The sequence below is a fragment of the Methylobacterium sp. Leaf91 genome, assembly GCF_001422815.1.
Lineage (GTDB): Bacteria > Pseudomonadota > Alphaproteobacteria > Rhizobiales > Beijerinckiaceae > Methylobacterium.
On sequence record NZ_LMMP01000023.1, the window covers coordinates 141,688 to 157,255 of the forward strand.

The window sequence follows — 15,568 nt, forward strand, 5'->3', positions numbered from 1 at the left end:
CGACGGAACGCCCCTCTGTCAACGCACCCCACGAACCACGGGGCTACACATCAGTTCAGATTGCGCACGGCACGCAGGACGGCATCGTCGGTTTCGTCGAGATCCGGTGCGTCGATGTGGCGGTACCAGGCTTGGATCAGGCCATACACGCCAAAGGCGAGATGCCCGGCGGCGACGATGCCAAGAAGGACGGAACCGTAGGGCTGAGCTCGCAAGGCGGAGAAAGCGCCTGCCAAACCCTTCACCTCCGAGGAGGCTTGGTACCATGCGGCGACCAGCACGAAGCCGCCGATGATCACGAACGCGACCCCGCGCGCAGCGTATCCGAACTGACCCAACGGCTTGACCCATCGGCAATGGGCCTCGTCGAGAGAAAGCCGGTCGGTGACATCGCCCTTCCCGGCCTTCACTAGGAAGGCGATTCCTCCGCCGATGATGCCCAGGCCGATGAGGCCGACCAGCCATGGGCCGAATGGCTTGGCCAGCAGCCACGCGGTCCAATCCTGCAATCCCCCGCCGCCGCTGGCGCGTCTGCCGAGGCCGAGGGCGAGACTGGCCGCCGTGATGCCGAGGCCGACAGCCACGATGCCGCTGCCGAAATGCGCCAGCCGAACGACGAGCCCCTTCGCCGAGGTGCCGTGGCGGTCGGCGTCGGTGACGGATTCGACGAACCTCCAGGCGGCGAAACAAAACAGTCCCAGCGCTATGAGCCCGACGAGGATGGCCCCGAACGGTCCGAGGAAGACCCACCGGATCGCACTCTCGCTATCGCCCGCCCGACCGCCCTGGCCCAGAGCGGCGAGCAGCGCCAGCCCGCCGACGATGCAATAGACGATGCCTCTAGCACCGAACCCCATGCGGGCGAGACGCTCGATCGTATTGCGGCCCATTCGCTTCACGAGGAGACTTTCACGATGACCTGTGGCGGAGACGAGCGGACGGACCGCGTTCCCTCCAACGCCGTTCGGGCTCGGACCGCTCCGGCATGGCCGTCATTTCTTTGCCGGCGCGAGACCGGAGCCTCCTAGTCGCCGGCGCGTGTCGCCTTGCCGGCGAGCGCGACGTAGAAGCCAAGGCCATCGCCGGCCGGAAGCGTCTGAAGTCGATCGACGATGCCCTTGCGCTTCGCGTCCAGCAACAGCCTGCCGACGGGCTGGAACAGGGTCTCTCCGCCGCCTTCCGGCGGCGGATCGAAGCGGATCGCCACAGTTTTGCCTTTGCCGAAGCGGCTGCGCTCCAGCATGTCGTTCAAGGATGCTTCGGCCGTCGGACGGTTCGTCCCACGCAGGTCGAGAACGGATTCCGCATCGGTGACTCCTAGAGAACCGCGCAGCTTGTCGGCGTAGAAATCTTCAAAGTGGGGCAAGGGCGGGACCTGACGCGGCGAGGGCGATGGGAGGCTCAGAGGGGCAGTCCGGTATAGAGGGCGCCGACCGGCACGGCGCCACCGAGTTCGGGAAGGTCGAGGCTGTCGTCACGGTACCGGGCGTCGACCGTCCAGCTCCCCGCCTCGGTCCGGCGCCAGGCCTCGACCCTGACCTCGTCCTGCGAAACGATGAGGAAGGTCCGCAGGCTCGGCACAGAGCGGTAGAAATCGGTCTTGCGGCCACGATCAAGACCCATCGTGCTCGGGGACAGGACCTCGGCCAGCAGCAAAGGGGCGCTGGTATATCCATCCTGACCCAGTGGGCCGAATGTCACGACGATGTCGGCGATCGGCGCGAAATCGTCCATCGCCGCGCTGAGCACGCCGAGGCCGGGAAGCGCGTTGCAGCCCCGGCGTTCCGCGAGCTCGTCGAGGCGTCTGCCGAGATTCATCACAATGCGCTGGTGGCGCCCGGTGGGCGGCGACATCAGCAGGGCTATGCCGTCGATCAGTTCCCAGCGTTCCTCGTCGGGCCGGGGCTCGGCCCAGAGGCGGAACTCGGCGACGGTCATGCGGGTATCGCGGCGCGCGGCGACGGCCATGGCGGGGGCTCCCGATCGGATACGGGATGGTAGCATCCCGCCGAAACCCTGCAACATCCGTGCAGAGGAAGCCGCTATGCAGTCGTGCTCGGGCGGGATCCCGGGCTCCACAACGCGGCCTGGGAAAAGACGTGGCGTTGGTCCTCGCCCATCATGGTCTGGCCCTTGGCGCCAAGCAGAGGGCACGGAGCGCGGGGAGGACGATCCCGCGCTCCGTTCGTCTATTCAGCTCTGAACGAGGACGTTCCGGAACTGCCAGGGGTCGCTCTCGTCGATGTTCTCGGGGAACAGGCCGGGGCGCCCGCTCAGCGGGGTCCAGTCGGTGTACACGCCGACGACGGGACCGAGATACGGCATCTGGACTTCGAGGCAGCGACGGAAATCCATCTCGTCGGCCTCGACGATGCCGGCTTCGGGGTTCTCAAGCGCCCAGACCATGCCGGCGAGGACCGCCGATGTAACCTGAAGGCCGGTGGCGTTCTGATAGGGGGCGATGCGACGGGTCTCCTCGATGGAGAGCTGGGAGCCGAACCAATAGGCGTTCTTCTCGTGGCCGTAGAGGAGCACGCCGAGTTCGTCGATTCCATCGACGATCTCGTTCTCGTCGAGGATGTGGTGCTTCTCCTGCACTTCGGCAGCCTTGCCGAACATCTCGTGGAGCGAGAGCACCGCGTCGTTGCAGGGGTGGTAGGCGTAGTGACAGGTCGGGCGGTAGGCAGCGCGCTCGCCCTCCAGCACGGTGTAATAGTCGGAGATCGAAACCGCCTCGTTATGCGTCACGAGGAAGCCGAACTGGCTCTGGGCCGTCGGCGTCCACGACCGCACGCGGGTGTCGGCACCGGGCTGGAGAAGGTAGATCGCGCAGCGCGAGCCTTTCTCCTGATCACGGGCATTGTCCGGGCGCCAGGTCTCGTGGGTTCCCCAGCCGAGTTCGGCCGGCTGGTTGCCCTCGGAAACGAAGCCTTCCACCGACCAGGTGTTGACGAAGACGCCCATGGGCTTCGGGCCCTTGGCGCGCTGGGTGTCGCGCTCGGCGATATGAATGCCCTTGACGCCGACCTCGCGCATGAGGGCGGCCCACTCGTTGCGGGTCTTCGGCTCGGGCGTGGTCAGGCCGAGATCGGAAGCGACGTTGAGGAGCCCCTGCTTCACGAACCAGGAAACCATGCCTGGATTGGCGCCACAGCACGAGACGGCGGTGGTGCCACCGGGGTTCGCGGCGCGCGCGTCGAGGATGTCCTGGCGCAGGGCGTAGTTGGTGCGGTCGCCCTGGCCCTTGGACTTGTCGAAATAGAAGCCGGGCCAGGGCTCGGCAACGGTGTCGATGTAGAAGGCACCGAGTTCACGGCACAATTCCATAATGGCGCGGGAATAGGTGTCCACGGACACGTTCACGCAGAAGCCCTGGCCGCCGCCCTCGGTGAGGAGGGGCGTGAGGATCTCGCGGTAATTGTCCTTGGTCAGCGCCACCTGCTCGAAGCGGAGGCCATGCTGATCGGCCAGGGCCTTATGCGCATCGGAGGGCTCGACGACGGTGAAGCGCGCCTTGTCGTACTCGAAATGACGCTCGATGAGCGGAAGGGTCCCGCGGCCGATCGAGCCGAAGCCGATCATCACGATGGGACCGCTGATGCGGCCGTGGACGGGCCAGGAGGTGGCGGCTTCGGTCATGCGGGCAATCCTTCTTCTCGGCCCCGCTCGAACTCACGAGCGAGGCACGTCCTTAGTCGGCGGAAATGACGGTCAGGCGACGGGCTAGTGGCCGGTTGAGGGCGTGTGGTCAACCACATCGCCGGCTTCAGCTTCGTGGACCACGAGTGGTCCACGAGGGAAGATCATTAACATGAAGTTACCTCGACGCATGATTCAGACGCGGGTCGCCTTCCCGTTGGGCACCGTTGCGAATGATCCGCGACACGCCGATATTGCAATGCAACAAACACGACATCGACACACCTACGGGACGGGAAACGCCAGAACGCCACATCACGGAGTTCCGATGTTATCCTTGTTTATCGCCAATACCCCCGCGCCGGCCGAAGAGCCGATCGATCGCGATCCTGGCGTCATCACCCTCGCGGCGGCTCTGATCCGTGCCGTTCGCCGCCAGCACGATGCAGCCTTCCGCCGCCGCTGCGAGCAGGCGACTACCACGACTGCCGTCTAGCGCTCACGCCGCCTGTCGTCGTGAATCCAATCCTTCCGGACAGGCAGCCTCATCCAGGATGCCTGAAGCGGAGAGGATACCGGTCGCGCCGTCGAGCGCGCCCCTGCGCAGGTTGACACCGAGCAACCGCGTCCTTTCGAACGGGCCCGGCATCGACAGCCCACTCATGAGATCACCGGAAAAACCGAAGCGGGCGTAATACGGCGCATCGCCGACGAGGACGATGGCGCCGTGACCGAGGGCGCGTGCCCTACCGATCGAGGCCCACATCAAGGTGCTACCGAGGCCATGGCCCTGAAGCGAGGGATCGACCGCGAGCGGCCCCAGAAGCAAGGCAGGCCGTCCACGTCCCGCTTCCACATGCCAGAGACGGACGGTGCCGACGATCCGGCCATTCAGTTCCGCGGTCAGTGACAATCCGTGAGCGGGAAGGCGCCCCTCGCGCAGCCGCTCGGACGTCTTGAGGAATCGCGCCGGGCCGAAGCAAGTATCGAGCAATTGCTCCCGAGCCGAAACATCGGTCGGCCGTTCGTCACGAATCTCGATCAAGGCCGTGCCCTTTCCCAGTCCTGGCTGGTCAACCCATCTGACGTGACGGCGCGGATCCCGCACCAGTCACATGCGATGGAACCGTCCTCGCCCGCTGCCGGGCGGCGCTTAAGCCGCCCGAGCCCCGATTATATGGCGGTCAGATGACGTATTGCTGAAGGGGGGGGAAGCCGTTGAACGCCACCGCCGCGTAGGTGGTGGTGTAGGCTCCGGCACCTTCGATCAGCACCTTGTCGCCGATGGAAAGCGAGACGGGGAGCGGGTAGGGCACCTTCTCGTAGAGGACATCGGCTGAATCACAGGTCGGTCCCGCGAGCACGCAGGGGGCCATGCGGTCCTCGTCATGCTCCGTCCGGATCGCGTAACGGATCGACTCGTCCATGGTTTCGGCCAGGCCGCCGAACTTTCCGATATCGAGATAGACCCAGCGGATCTCGTCCTCGGCATCGGACTTTTTCGAGACCAGGATCACCTCGGCTTCGATCATGCCGGCATTGCCGACCATGCCGCGACCGGGCTCGATGATCGTCTCCGGCAGCTGGTTGCCGAAATGCTTGGTAAGGGCGCGGAAGATCGCATCGCCGTAGGATTCCACGCCGGGCACCGCCTTCAAGTACTTGGTGGGGAAGCCGCCGCCGAGATTGACCATGGACAGGGTGATGCCCCGGTCGGCGCATTCACGGAAGATCGCGGAGGCCGAAGCGAGCGCCCCGTCCCAGGCTTCGGTGTTGCCCTGCTGCGAACCCACATGGAACGACACGCCGTAAGCATGCAGACCCTGGCGGCAGGCATGCTCCAGAACATCGACGGCCATCCCCGGCACGCAGCCGAACTTGCGTGACAGGGGCCATTCGGCGCCGGCCCCGTCGCAGAGGATACGGCAGAACACCTGCACCGAGCCGAGTTCGACCTCGGCGGCCTCGGCAGCACGGGCGATCTTCTCGACCTCGACCTGACAATCGACGGCGAACAGGCGAACGCCGAGCTTGAGCGCACGGGTGATGCAGCGCTCTTTCTTGATGGTGTTGCCGAATGAGATCCGGTCGGCGGTGGCGCCGGAGGCAAGCGCCATCTCCACCTCGACCACGGAGGCCGTGTCGAAGCAGGAGCCCATCTCGGCAAGCAGACGCAAGACTTCCGGCGCCGGATTCGCCTTTACGGCATAGAAGACGCGGGTATCGGGCAATGCACGGGCGAAGGCGGTGAAGTTGTCGCGCACGACATCGAGGTCGAGCACCATCACCGGGCCTTCGTCCTGGCCCATGTCGCGGCGAGCGCGCAGAAAATCGCGGATACGATCGGTCATGGTCGTTCCAACCCACAGGTTCGCTAGCGCCCGTTCGTGGGGCGCGCTATCGAAATCGGGACGGCCATGAGCCGTCCGGCGTCTGGGGGCGACGCGACGCGATCCGCGACGTGCTTTGGAGACACGTCGTCGACCGCGGGCGCATCAGCACCCGGAAGCTGCCGTGGATTGGAAGGGAGATCCCCACCGCACGCCGGGCAAAGAGAAACAAGCCTCTTCGGTGCCGGCCTTTGGAGGGCCGACGAGACCAAAAAAGCCCGTTCGTCGTTGCTTTAAGCTGCGTCCCCCGTGGAGAGCGGGGTTCGCCGGTTTCGCCTCCGGCTGCCGGTTGTTGTCGGGGTCCGGTGTTGCCACCTGGATGCCGGCCGGAGGGAATCCACCCTGTCGACCATCGATCCTTTAAGACCCCTGGCGGCTGTCCGGCAGTTGGCCGGATGCCCACCAACCGACACGCGGCCACAGGCACGTGCGAAATTGGGCAAGGCGCATATACGTTCGATGCGTCTCGGCGACAAGGAAAAACCGGTTTTCTCTCACCCGAAACCCGACCTTACCGCCTCAATGTGACCCAAAAAGCGCACCCGGGTCGGTAGGCCCTTTCCAAGGCGTCACGAACGGGTCATTGAGCAGGCGGTTTTCATGCTGATCGAACCAGTCCGATCCACCGCCTCATCCCGAGGTGCCAGAGCGTAGCGGAGGCCTCGAGGCAGGGCTCCATCACGCATTGCGACCTCTGGGAGGCTCCCACGAGGCCCGCTCAGATGGGTACCTCGGGGTGAGGTGGGCTGGATGGGACCGTGCGGGGAAGCCCGATCGTCCCTCACCACCGACCAGAGCCGCAGGACCATGACCGAGCCCACCCGCCGCGCGCTTCTCACCGGTATCGCCGCCCTGTCCGTCGCCGGCACAGGGTCAACGGCGCAGGAGGGGCGTGCACCCAAACCCTTCGATTTCGAGCAGGTGGAGCGTCGCGCCGAGGAGCTCGCCAAGGTCGCCTACGATGCGCGGGTACCGCCCCTTCCGGCTCCCATCGCAAAGCTCGATTACGACGCCTGGCGTGACATCCGTTTCAAGCCCGACAAGGCCTTTCTCGGTGGAGAGAACAGTCCGTTCCGGCTGCAGCTCTTCCATGTCGGCTTCCTCTATAACCGGCCCGTCACGGTGAACCTCGTGCGTCGCGGCATCTCGACTCCGATCGCCTATCAGTCGAGCCTGTTCGACATGGGACGGACGAAGCTCGACAAGCCGCTGCCGGTCGATCTCGGCTTCGCTGGTCTCCGCTTCCACAGCTACCTCAACAAGCCGAACCTGCTCGACGAACTCATCGTGTTTCTCGGCGCCAGCTATTACCGCTTCCTTGGACGCGATCAGCTGTATGGCCTATCCGCCCGTGGGCTCGCCCTCAACGTCGAGGGGGAGGGCGCTCCGGAGGAATTCCCGGTCTTCCGCGAATTCTGGGTGACGATGCCTGAGACCAACGCCGATTCGCTGCTGATTCATGCCCTTCTCGATAGCCCCTCGGTGACGGGTGCCTTCGCCTTCACGGTGAAGCCGGGCGACGAGACCAGCGTCGCCGTTCGCTCAACGCTTTTCCCGCGGGTCGCGCTCCCATCGGTGGGCGTCGCGCCGCTCACCTCGATGTTCTTCATCGGCGAGAACGACCGGCACCATTCCGACGATTACCGGCCCGAACTCCACGATTCCGATGGTCTTCAGATCGCGGCCGGATCGGGCGAATGGATCTGGCGCCCCCTGGACAATCCGAAGGTGCGACGCATCTCGTCCTTCGTCGATCGCGATCCGAAGGGGTTCGGACTGATGCAGCGGGACCGCGCCTTCGAATCCTACCAAGACCTCGAAGCCTCCTATGGGCGGAGGCCGAGCTACTTCGTCGAACCCGAGGGTGACTGGGGCGAGGGCGCCGTGACCTTGATGGAACTGCCGACCGATACCGAGGTCAACGATAACATCGTCGCCTATTGGCGTCCGAAGCAGCCTTATCCGGCCGGCGAACCGGTCCGCATGTCGTACCGCGTGCGCGCCAGGAGTTCGAACACCAGACTGCATCCGGGCGGATATGTGGCCAATACCTTCCTGGCCGCCACAAGCGCCAGCGGTGCCGCCAAGGGGGAAGAGGCGAAAGGGACGCTGAGCCGCCGCTTCCTCATCGATTTCGCCGGCGGCGAGCTGCCCTATTATCTCTCGGACCCGAGTAAGGTGGAGGTGGTAGCCGGAGCTTCACAGGGACGGATCACCGCCACTTCGCTCACTCCGAACCCGCATATCGGAGGATTGCGGGCAGCAATCGACATCACCCTCGACGCGGCGGACCAATCTACCGATCTCCGCGCCTTCCTGCGCGCTAGCGGTCGAGCGTTATCGGAAACCTGGGTCTATCCCTGGACCACAGCGTGAGCGCCCAAGCCCACAAACGGCAGACGGTCGCTCCGGTCACCATCCGTCCGGCGACATTGGGCGACCTCGACGCCCTGGTCGCCCTGGAACACGCGGCGTTTTCGGGAGACCGGGCGGAACGGCGGGCGATCCGCCATGCCATCGGCTCTCCGTCGATGTCGTTGCTGGTCGCTCTGGATGCCGAAGACCGCTCGATCCTGGTGGCGGCGGCCACGCTGGAGCGCCGCAAGGGAAGCCGCAGTTGCAGGCTTTCCTCCATCGCGGTGTCTCCCGGACGCGCGGGTCAGGGTCTTGGCGGCATCATGCTCGATGCCGCGGAAGACGACGCACGAGCGCATGGATGCACGAAGCTGCGACTCGAAGTGAGAGCCGATAACGGTGCCGGCATCCGACTCTACGAGCGCCACGGCTACGTGCGCTTCGCTGTCCTCGAAGAGTACTACGAGGACAGCATGGAAGCCTGGCGCTACGAGAAGCCTCTGTAGGCCGTCGCCTCTCCCCGGTATCGGGGAGGGAGCGGGAAGGGCTTAGTCGCAGTTCTCGCGGGTGACGGTCTTGCGGTCACCGACTTCGTTCTCGCGGGTGACCGACTTCACGCGGCAGCCGTCACGGGTCTCGCGCGTCTCCACGGTACGGGACTCAGATTCCGGCCGCTCGACGATGACGCGCTCGGGCGACTCGCGCTCGATGATCGTGGTCTGGGCCTGAACCGCCGAAACCCCGAAGAGCGTCAGCAGGGCAGCAGTGGCAAGCATGGAATGACGCATGGCAATCTCCTTCGAAACCATGCGCCCAACGGCGATGCGAGCTAGACCGTTCCCATTTCGCACCCCGACCTGCCAAATTCTCCTGTTGCAGGTAGGGTCGCGCACTATCCTTCTATCTTCGAGAAGTCTGCGACCTCCCGGGTCGCCGCCCGCAAGGCGTTGAGCAAGGCGAGGCGATTCTCACGCAGGGCCGGATCGTCGGCATTGACGATGACCTTCTCGAAGAAAGCATCAACGGGCGCGCGCAGGATCGACAAAGCGCGCATGGCCCCGGAGAAATCCTCGGCCGCCACGGCCGCCGACGCGGCTTCCCGGGCGGTCACCAGCGCCTCGGACAGAGCCTGCTCCTCCGGCTCGCCGGAGGCGGCGATGGCGACGCGGTCGGGCTCGGCCTCGTAGCTGCGCCCGTCCTTCTTCTCCTCGATCCGCAGGATGTTGGCCGCGCGCTTGTAGCCGGCGAGCAGGTTCCTACCGTCATCGGTCTCGAGGAACTTGCCCAGCGCCTCGACCCGACGCACGACCATCAGGAGGTCGTCCTGGCCGGGCAGGGCGAAGACGGCGTCGATCAGATCGTGGCGGGCGCCTTGGTCGCGAAGATAGACCTTCAGGCGGTCGGCGAAGAAGTTGAGGAGATCGCCAGGCATGGGGTTGTCGAGGCTGCCATGGTTCTCAAGCGCGGCCATATCGTGCTCGTCATTCCCGGAAAGGGATATGACGACGACGTGACGGTTCTTCTGAACATAAAAGGCGTCCTCCAGCACATCCTCTCGGAGGTTCAGACGTAATCCATTCTCAAGAATCAGCCGGACCACGCCAAGGGCTGCCCTACGAAGCGCGTAGGGATCCTTGCTGCCGGTGGGCCTTTCATCGATGGACCAGAAACCCGCAAGGGTGTCGAACTTATCGGCCAGGGCCACGGCGATCGAAACAGGATCGGTCGGTACTCGGTCGGATGGACCGACGGGCTTGTAATGCTCTTCCACCGCCGCGCAGACACTCGGATGTTCGCCTTGAAGCGCCGCATACTTGCGGCCCATGAGGCCCTGAAGCTCGGGAAACTCTCCAACCATCTCGGTCACGAGATCGGCCTTCGCAAGTTGAGCGCCGCGACTGGCGAGTTGTACATCCGCGCCGATATTGGGTGCTATCTCGCGCGCCAGCGACGCGATGCGCTTCACCCGCTCGCCCTGGGTTCCGAGCTTTTCATGGAAGACGATGCTGTCGAGCTTCGGCAGACGGTCTTCCAGACTGATCGCCTTGTCGGTCTCCCAGAAGAACTTCGCGTCCGAGAGGCGGGCACGCACCACGCGCTCGTTGCCGCCGGTGATCGCGAGGCCGCCATCGCTGGCGATCAGGTTCGAGACCAGGATGAAGGCGGGAGCCAGCGTGTCGGTGCCCGTTTCACGCAGCACGAAGCACTTCTGGTTGGCGCGGATGGTGGCACGGATCGCCTCGGCCGGGATGTCGAGGAAGCTCGGATCGAAGGTGCCGAGCAGCACGACGGGCCATTCGACCAAGCCGGCGACCTCGTCGAGCAGGCCCTCGTCTTCCACGAGTTCGAGACCGCGCGCGAAGGCCAGGTCACGCGCATCGTGCAGGATGATGTCCTTGCGCCGATCCGGGTCGAGCACGACCTTGGCGCGCTCCAGCGCCTGGATGTAATCGTCGAACCGCCGCACCTCGATGGCCTCGGGCGCGAGGAACCGGTGTCCGTAGGTGGTGGTGCCGGCGGTGATTCCGTCCACCGAGAACGGTACGGTCTCGGGCGTCTCGGTCTCGGGGCCGAAGGTCGCCACGATGGATTGCAGCGGCCGCACCCAGCGCAGGCTCCCCGGCTGGGAAGACGCTGCGCCCCAGCGCATGGATTTCGGCCAGGGGAAGCTCTTGATGATGGCGGGCAGGATCTCGGCCAGCACGTCGAGCGTCTCGCGGCCGGCCCGCTCGATCACGGCGACATAGAACTCGCCCTTTTTCGGATCGGTGACGATGGTCGCCTGATCGAGACTCGCGAGACCGGCGCTCTTGAGAAATCCCTGAATTGCTCCGTCCGGCGCGCCGACGCGGGGCCCTTTGCGTTCCTCGCGGACGTCCTTCCCGCGTGGCGGGAGGCCTGCCACATGCAACGCCAGTCGGCGCGGGGTCGAGAAGGCCTTCGCTCCCTCGTAGAGGAAGCCGCGCTCCACCAATGCGTCGGTGACGAGCTTCTTCAGATCCTCCGCGGCACGCCGCTGCATGCGGGCAGGAATCTCTTCGGAGCGCAGTTCGAGGAGAAGATCAGGCATGGGGAGCGGGCATCCGAGATGTTGTTCCAGGATGTCGTCGGCGCCAAGGGCGCGCCCGACGATCATCGTGCGAAGGTAAGAGAATGACCGGGCATGTCACGAAGACGATGCCGGGCGCCTGAAGTCGTGCAAGGGCAGCAGTGCCGCCACTCAACCCGCTCCGCCGCCCGCCGTCTTCAGCCAGGCGGCCCCGCAGGCCTTGGCCAGTTCGCGCACGCGCAGGATGTAGCTCTGGCGCTCGGTCACCGAGATGACGCCGCGAGCGTCGAGCAGATTGAAGACGTGGCTCGCTTTGATGCACTGGTCGTAGGCAGGCTGGACCATCCGGTGGGTTCCCGAATCTTCCGCCGGCGCGCCCGCATCCAGATAGGTGCGGCAGGCCTTCTCCGCGTCGGTGAACTGGCGGAACAACATCGCGGTATCCGCCGCCTCGAAATTGTGGCGCGAGTATTCCTGCTCGGCCTGGAGGAAGACATCACCGTAGGTGACCTTCTCGTCGCCCGTACCGCCATTGAAATTGAGGTCGTAGACGTTCTCGACGCCCTGCACATACATGGCCAGCCGCTCGAGCCCGTAGGTCAGTTCGCCCGCCACCGGTGCGCATTCCACACCGGCGACCTGCTGGAAATAGGTGAACTGGCTCACCTCCATGCCGTCGCACCAGCACTCCCAGCCGAGGCCCCAGGCGCCCAATGTCGGGCTCTCCCAATCGTCCTCGACGAAGCGGATGTCGTGCAGCTTCAGGTCGACACCAATGGCGTCGAGGGAGGCGAGGTAGAGCTCCTGCAGGTTCGGCGGGTTGGGCTTCAGGATGACCTGGAACTGGTAATAATGCTGCAGCCGGTTGGGGTTCTCGCCGTAGCGCCCGTCCTTCGGCCGGCGGGACGGCTGGACATAGGCCGCCTTCCAGGGCTTCGGCCCGAGGGCGCGCAGGGTCGTCGCGGGATGAAACGTGCCGGCGCCCACCTCCATGTCGTAAGGCTGGAGGATCACGCAGCCCTGCGCCGCCCAGAAATTCTGCAGGGTGAGAATCAAGCCTTGGAAGGAGGTCTTGGGGGCGAGATCGACAGCGCTCGGCAGGGCTTGTGCGCTCGACATGGCTAGCTTCCGGTAAGCGGGAAAGCGGCCAGCGTTTAAGAGGCGTGCCCGCGCTGTCAAGCCGAAGCCCCGCACCCACGCGGGTGCGCGGCGGCACACATTTCCGCCACGATTGCCATTACGTCCGGAACTGTCTCGCTTGATCTAAGTTCTTAGCACAAATCAAGGGATCAGCCCGGTCGCAACCGACCGGCGAACATTGCGGAAACCGGACCATGCGCAAGTCGTTCACTGTCTTCGCGGCTCTCATTGCAGCTTCCCTGACCGCAACGCCCTTCGTCATGGGGGCATCGAATGCGCTGGCCACCACGGACAAGACCGATCTCGTCGCCATGCCCGCTATGGTGACGCCGATCGAAGTCGCTAGCGTGCCGGCTCCTGCTTTGCCCGAGACCTGCACCCGCAAAGTGCGCGTGGTGTATTCCGGCTACGGCGCTCCGTCCTCGGCCTGCACCATCGCGACTCGCTGAGACCTCACAACCCGTAGCGAGCCCAGGCCGCCCGCTCTTCGACCGCCGCGAGGGCGTCGGCGGCAAGGCCGTCGACGATTGTGGAGCCCGGAACGGCCCGGCGCAGGAGCCTGCTCACGAACGAACCCTGCTTCTCGGCCACGACTTTCAGTACCACTTCTTCTCCAAACCGCGCCCGCAACGTCGAGCGGGCATCACCCAGGCCATCGATGAGGCCCAACGGCAGCGCCTGCCGCCCCGTCCAGACCGCGCCGGTGAACAGGTTGTCGCCGCTAGCGCGAACCGCCGGACGCCTCTCGGACACGAGCGTGGTGAACAGATCCTGCACATCCGCCTGGATCGCCTTCAAGCGGACGATGTCCTCCGGGTTCTCCGGGCGAAACGGGTCCAGCATCGCCTTTGCTTCGCCCTGAGTGTGGACCCTGCGTTCGATGCCGATCCGTTCGATGAGCTTGTCGAAGCCGAAACCCGCCGAGACCACCCCGATCGAACCGATCAACGATGTCGGATCGGCGATGATCTCGTCCGCCGCGCAGGCGATCATGTAGCCGCCGGACGCAGCGACATCCTCCACGAAGGCGTAGACGGGCACTTTCTTCTCGATCGACAGCGCGCGGATGCGGCGGTGGATGAGATGGGACTGGGCCGGTGATCCTCCGGGCGAGTTGATGACCAGCGCCACCGCCGAGATGCCGGTCATTCCAAAGCCGCTCTCGAGGCTCGAGGCCACGGTGGCCATGGAAAGGCCGGACCGCAACGGCGAGACGGCACCGATGACGCCGCTGAGACGGATGACCGCCACGGTCGGTTTGCGGCCACGCCACGCCTTGGGGAGGATCGGGTGGAGGAAGCGTGGCAGGGGAAGGGACATCAGTCTCGTCTCGCTGGAAAGTTCTGGGCCGCTCGGATCGGGGAACGAGCGACATCTCCCCACCCGGCAACAGTCACGAAATGGAGATGACCGAACCGATTTACAGGCTTCGCCGTTCTTCTCTGCCGGGGTTGCAGCACGGTGCCGCAGCGCGGAGGCCACCGGGCGACGCCCGGACAAGAGGAGGGAGACAGAGCATCATGCGTATCGCAACGTGGATGGTCGTTCTGATGGGGGTATTGGGCGGGGCCTATGGTTCCTTGAACCAGGCGCGCGCCGCTCCACTGCCCGTCACCGCCGTCGAGGGAGCTGCCGCAACGCCGCTTGTGGCGCAGGCCCATTGGCACCGTCACCGCTGGCATCGCCGCCATTACTGGCATCGTCGTCACGTCTGGCACCGGCCGCATTACGGCTACAGGCGGCATTATTGGCGGCCACATTTCTACCGCCCGGTCTACGGCTACCACCGTCCCGCCTATGGATGGCGCCGGCCCTACTGGCATCGCCGTCATCATTGGCATCGTCACCACTGGCACCGCCGGCATTGGCACCACCGCCACCACCATTGGCGCCGGTTCTACTGACGCTTCAGCGAACGTGCCGTATCGTCTGGCGGCGGGGGCCTATGCCCTCGCCGTCGCCTTGTTCAAGCCGGCCAGGGCTGCCCGCGATGGATAGCGTCGGCCTCCGGCGTGATCACGCCGTCCTCGCCATGCAGGACGAGCGGCGGCGCCAGGGAAAAAGGCGCGCGGCTTCCCTTAATGCCCGTGATCAGAACGCGAATCGCGGGCCGCTCCGCTCGCGCATGGACCGGTCGAACCATGATCCCTCCGAAGCGCCTCCTCATGGCGGCGAGGCAGTCGGGCAGGGCATCGGCGCGATGGATCAGGCCAAGCGTCCCTCCGGGCTTCAGCACATCGAGGCAGGCCTTCAGCCAGGGTTCGAGCCCGCCCTCCGCGAAGGTATGGGCCGAGGCTTTCCCCGCGACGGGCGATGGCCTGTGACGCTCCACCTCGAAGAAGGGAGGGTTGGTGAGCACGATGTCGGCCATCTCGGGTCCGAGCCCGGCCGCCCGGCGGGCTTCGACCGAGAAGACGTCCGCGGCGATGACGACCGCCCGACCCTGAAGTCCGTTCTCCTCGATATTTCTGTGAGCCAGACGAACGAGGTCCGCGTCCCTCTCCACCAGCACGATCCTGGCGCTCGGTTCCTCTAGCGCCGCCGCGAGACCCACCGCTCCGCTTGCCGCACCGACATCGACGATCGTGGAATCCGGCTTCGGTCGCACCAACCGGCTCAGTAACGCCGCATCCGTCCCTGCGCGGTGGGCGCCACGCGGCGGCTGATACAAGTGAAGACGTCCACCGAGCCAGAGATTCGGCCCAGGCTCCGCCTGCTCGCCAACTACTTCACGCATCGCGCAGTTCGTGCGCGAGGCCGGCATCCTCGAGAAGACGGCGCGCTTCGGTCACATAGTCGTCCGGCACGAGAAGCCTTCGTGCAAAGGCGCCTATCGAACCTTCCAGCAGGCTCATGTGGATGTCGGCGACGAGAACCGGAATCTCCGCCCCCTGAAGGAGCGACTCGGCAAAGCCCATCAGGACGATGTCGTTGCTCCGGATGAGTTCTCTCATGCGTCCACCCGCCCCATCGGCGGCTCCCTGCCGCCACCCTT

Annotated in this window: 17 protein-coding genes; 5 read left to right on the plus strand and 12 right to left on the minus strand. The window is 65.3% G+C overall.

Annotated features, from left to right (window positions below; genetic code table 11):
- Nucleotides 1–50: 50 nt before the first annotated feature.
- From ASF32_RS15325 to ASF32_RS15340, 4 genes are all read right to left on the minus strand, one after another.
- Entirely contained in the window at nt 51–890 is an 840-nt protein-coding gene (locus ASF32_RS15325) for a DUF1206 domain-containing protein (protein ID WP_056429984.1), read from the minus strand.
- A 134-nt stretch (nt 891–1,024) separates the two neighbouring features.
- On the minus strand, nt 1,025–1,366 hold the full coding sequence (locus ASF32_RS15330) for a hypothetical protein (protein ID WP_056429987.1): 342 nt from the start codon (nt 1,364–1,366) through the stop codon (nt 1,025–1,027).
- A 35-nt stretch (nt 1,367–1,401) separates the two neighbouring features.
- Nucleotides 1,402–1,968, minus strand: a complete 567-nt coding sequence (locus ASF32_RS15335) for a Uma2 family endonuclease (protein ID WP_056429990.1) — start codon at nt 1,966–1,968, stop codon at nt 1,402–1,404.
- Nucleotides 1,969–2,193: 225 nt separating this feature from the next.
- On the minus strand, nt 2,194–3,639 hold the full coding sequence (locus tag ASF32_RS15340; RefSeq protein ID WP_056429995.1) for a saccharopine dehydrogenase NADP-binding domain-containing protein: 1,446 nt from the start codon (nt 3,637–3,639) through the stop codon (nt 2,194–2,196).
- A 328-nt stretch (nt 3,640–3,967) separates the two neighbouring features.
- Between ASF32_RS15340 and ASF32_RS25980 the strand changes: the two genes are divergently transcribed.
- Nucleotides 3,968–4,135, plus strand: coding sequence for a hypothetical protein (locus tag ASF32_RS25980; RefSeq protein WP_200919145.1), 168 nt, complete (start codon nt 3,968–3,970; stop codon nt 4,133–4,135).
- A gap of 3 nt (nt 4,136–4,138) precedes the next feature.
- Here ASF32_RS25980 and ASF32_RS15345 read toward each other — a convergent pair whose 3' ends face one another.
- Together ASF32_RS15345 and ASF32_RS15350 are read right to left on the minus strand one after the other, a co-directional pair.
- A complete protein-coding gene (locus ASF32_RS15345) occupies nt 4,139–4,684 on the minus strand; it encodes an N-acetyltransferase (protein ID WP_056429998.1) in 546 nt (181 codons plus the stop codon).
- Nucleotides 4,685–4,823: 139 nt separating this feature from the next.
- A complete protein-coding gene (locus ASF32_RS15350) occupies nt 4,824–5,990 on the minus strand; it encodes a type III PLP-dependent enzyme (protein ID WP_056430001.1) in 1,167 nt (388 codons plus the stop codon).
- Between the two features lie 846 nt (nt 5,991–6,836).
- Between ASF32_RS15350 and ASF32_RS15355 the strand changes: the two genes are divergently transcribed.
- Both ASF32_RS15355 and ASF32_RS15360 read left to right on the plus strand, forming a co-directional pair.
- On the plus strand, nt 6,837–8,405 hold the full coding sequence (locus ASF32_RS15355) for a glucan biosynthesis protein G (RefSeq protein WP_082490450.1): 1,569 nt from the start codon (nt 6,837–6,839) through the stop codon (nt 8,403–8,405).
- Nucleotides 8,402–8,890, plus strand: coding sequence for an N-acetyltransferase (locus ASF32_RS15360; RefSeq protein WP_056430005.1), 489 nt, complete (start codon nt 8,402–8,404; stop codon nt 8,888–8,890). Before ASF32_RS15355 ends, ASF32_RS15360 begins: the two co-directional genes overlap by 4 nt.
- Before the next feature lie 42 nt (nt 8,891–8,932).
- Here the strand turns inward: ASF32_RS15360 and ASF32_RS15365 are convergent, their stop codons facing one another.
- The 3 genes from ASF32_RS15365 to ASF32_RS15375 form a co-directional block, all read right to left on the minus strand.
- Nucleotides 8,933–9,172, minus strand: a complete 240-nt coding sequence (locus ASF32_RS15365) for a hypothetical protein (protein ID WP_056430508.1) — start codon at nt 9,170–9,172, stop codon at nt 8,933–8,935.
- Nucleotides 9,173–9,276: 104 nt separating this feature from the next.
- Nucleotides 9,277–11,454 (minus strand): glycine--tRNA ligase subunit beta, encoded by a 2,178-nt coding sequence (glyS, locus tag ASF32_RS15370; protein WP_056430510.1) that lies wholly within the window; start codon nt 11,452–11,454, stop codon nt 9,277–9,279.
- A gap of 150 nt (nt 11,455–11,604) precedes the next feature.
- Nucleotides 11,605–12,552, minus strand: a complete 948-nt coding sequence (locus tag ASF32_RS15375; RefSeq protein WP_056430009.1) for a glycine--tRNA ligase subunit alpha — start codon at nt 12,550–12,552, stop codon at nt 11,605–11,607.
- 215 nt (nt 12,553–12,767) lie between these two features.
- Between ASF32_RS15375 and ASF32_RS15380 the strand changes: the two genes are divergently transcribed.
- Nucleotides 12,768–13,022, plus strand: a complete 255-nt coding sequence (locus tag ASF32_RS15380; protein WP_056430013.1) for a hypothetical protein — start codon at nt 12,768–12,770, stop codon at nt 13,020–13,022.
- Between the two features lie 4 nt (nt 13,023–13,026).
- Here ASF32_RS15380 and ASF32_RS15385 read toward each other — a convergent pair whose 3' ends face one another.
- Nucleotides 13,027–13,893 (minus strand): S49 family peptidase, encoded by an 867-nt coding sequence (locus tag ASF32_RS15385; protein WP_056430016.1) that lies wholly within the window; start codon nt 13,891–13,893, stop codon nt 13,027–13,029.
- 200 nt (nt 13,894–14,093) lie between these two features.
- Between ASF32_RS15385 and ASF32_RS15390 the strand changes: the two genes are divergently transcribed.
- Nucleotides 14,094–14,477, plus strand: coding sequence for a hypothetical protein (locus ASF32_RS15390; protein WP_082470383.1), 384 nt, complete (start codon nt 14,094–14,096; stop codon nt 14,475–14,477).
- A gap of 62 nt (nt 14,478–14,539) precedes the next feature.
- Here ASF32_RS15390 and ASF32_RS15395 read toward each other — a convergent pair whose 3' ends face one another.
- Together ASF32_RS15395 and ASF32_RS15400 are read right to left on the minus strand one after the other, a co-directional pair.
- Nucleotides 14,540–15,310, minus strand: a complete 771-nt coding sequence (locus ASF32_RS15395; protein ID WP_056430024.1) for a methyltransferase — start codon at nt 15,308–15,310, stop codon at nt 14,540–14,542.
- Nucleotides 15,303–15,527, minus strand: a complete 225-nt coding sequence (locus ASF32_RS15400) for a DUF2007 domain-containing protein (RefSeq protein ID WP_056430027.1) — start codon at nt 15,525–15,527, stop codon at nt 15,303–15,305. Before ASF32_RS15400 ends, ASF32_RS15395 begins: the two co-directional genes overlap by 8 nt.
- Nucleotides 15,528–15,568 lie beyond the last annotated feature (41 nt).

Excerpts from the sequence above, each read along its gene's own strand:
- ASF32_RS15325 (WP_056429984.1), bottom strand. The coding sequence starts at position 890 with ATGGGCCGCAATACGATCGAGCGTCTCGCCCGCATGGGGTTCGGTGCT.
- ASF32_RS15335 (WP_056429990.1), bottom strand. The coding sequence starts at position 1,968 with ATGGCCGTCGCCGCGCGCCGCGATACCCGCATGACCGTCGCCGAGTTC.
- ASF32_RS15340 (WP_056429995.1), bottom strand. The coding sequence starts at position 3,639 with ATGACCGAAGCCGCCACCTCCTGGCCCGTCCACGGCCGCATCAGCGGT.
- ASF32_RS25980 (WP_200919145.1), top strand. The coding sequence starts at position 3,968 with ATGTTATCCTTGTTTATCGCCAATACCCCCGCGCCGGCCGAAGAGCCG.
- ASF32_RS15350 (WP_056430001.1), bottom strand. The coding sequence starts at position 5,990 with ATGACCGATCGTATCCGCGATTTTCTGCGCGCTCGCCGCGACATGGGC.
- ASF32_RS15355 (WP_082490450.1), top strand. The coding sequence starts at position 6,837 with ATGACCGAGCCCACCCGCCGCGCGCTTCTCACCGGTATCGCCGCCCTG.
- ASF32_RS15365 (WP_056430508.1), bottom strand. The coding sequence starts at position 9,172 with ATGCGTCATTCCATGCTTGCCACTGCTGCCCTGCTGACGCTCTTCGGG.
- glyS (WP_056430510.1), bottom strand. The coding sequence starts at position 11,454 with ATGCCTGATCTTCTCCTCGAACTGCGCTCCGAAGAGATTCCTGCCCGC.
- ASF32_RS15375 (WP_056430009.1), bottom strand. The coding sequence starts at position 12,552 with ATGTCGAGCGCACAAGCCCTGCCGAGCGCTGTCGATCTCGCCCCCAAG.
- ASF32_RS15380 (WP_056430013.1), top strand. The coding sequence starts at position 12,768 with ATGCGCAAGTCGTTCACTGTCTTCGCGGCTCTCATTGCAGCTTCCCTG.
- ASF32_RS15385 (WP_056430016.1), bottom strand. The coding sequence starts at position 13,893 with ATGTCCCTTCCCCTGCCACGCTTCCTCCACCCGATCCTCCCCAAGGCG.
- ASF32_RS15390 (WP_082470383.1), top strand. The coding sequence starts at position 14,094 with ATGCGTATCGCAACGTGGATGGTCGTTCTGATGGGGGTATTGGGCGGG.
- ASF32_RS15395 (WP_056430024.1), bottom strand. The coding sequence starts at position 15,310 with ATGCGTGAAGTAGTTGGCGAGCAGGCGGAGCCTGGGCCGAATCTCTGG.
- ASF32_RS15400 (WP_056430027.1), bottom strand. The coding sequence starts at position 15,527 with ATGAGAGAACTCATCCGGAGCAACGACATCGTCCTGATGGGCTTTGCC.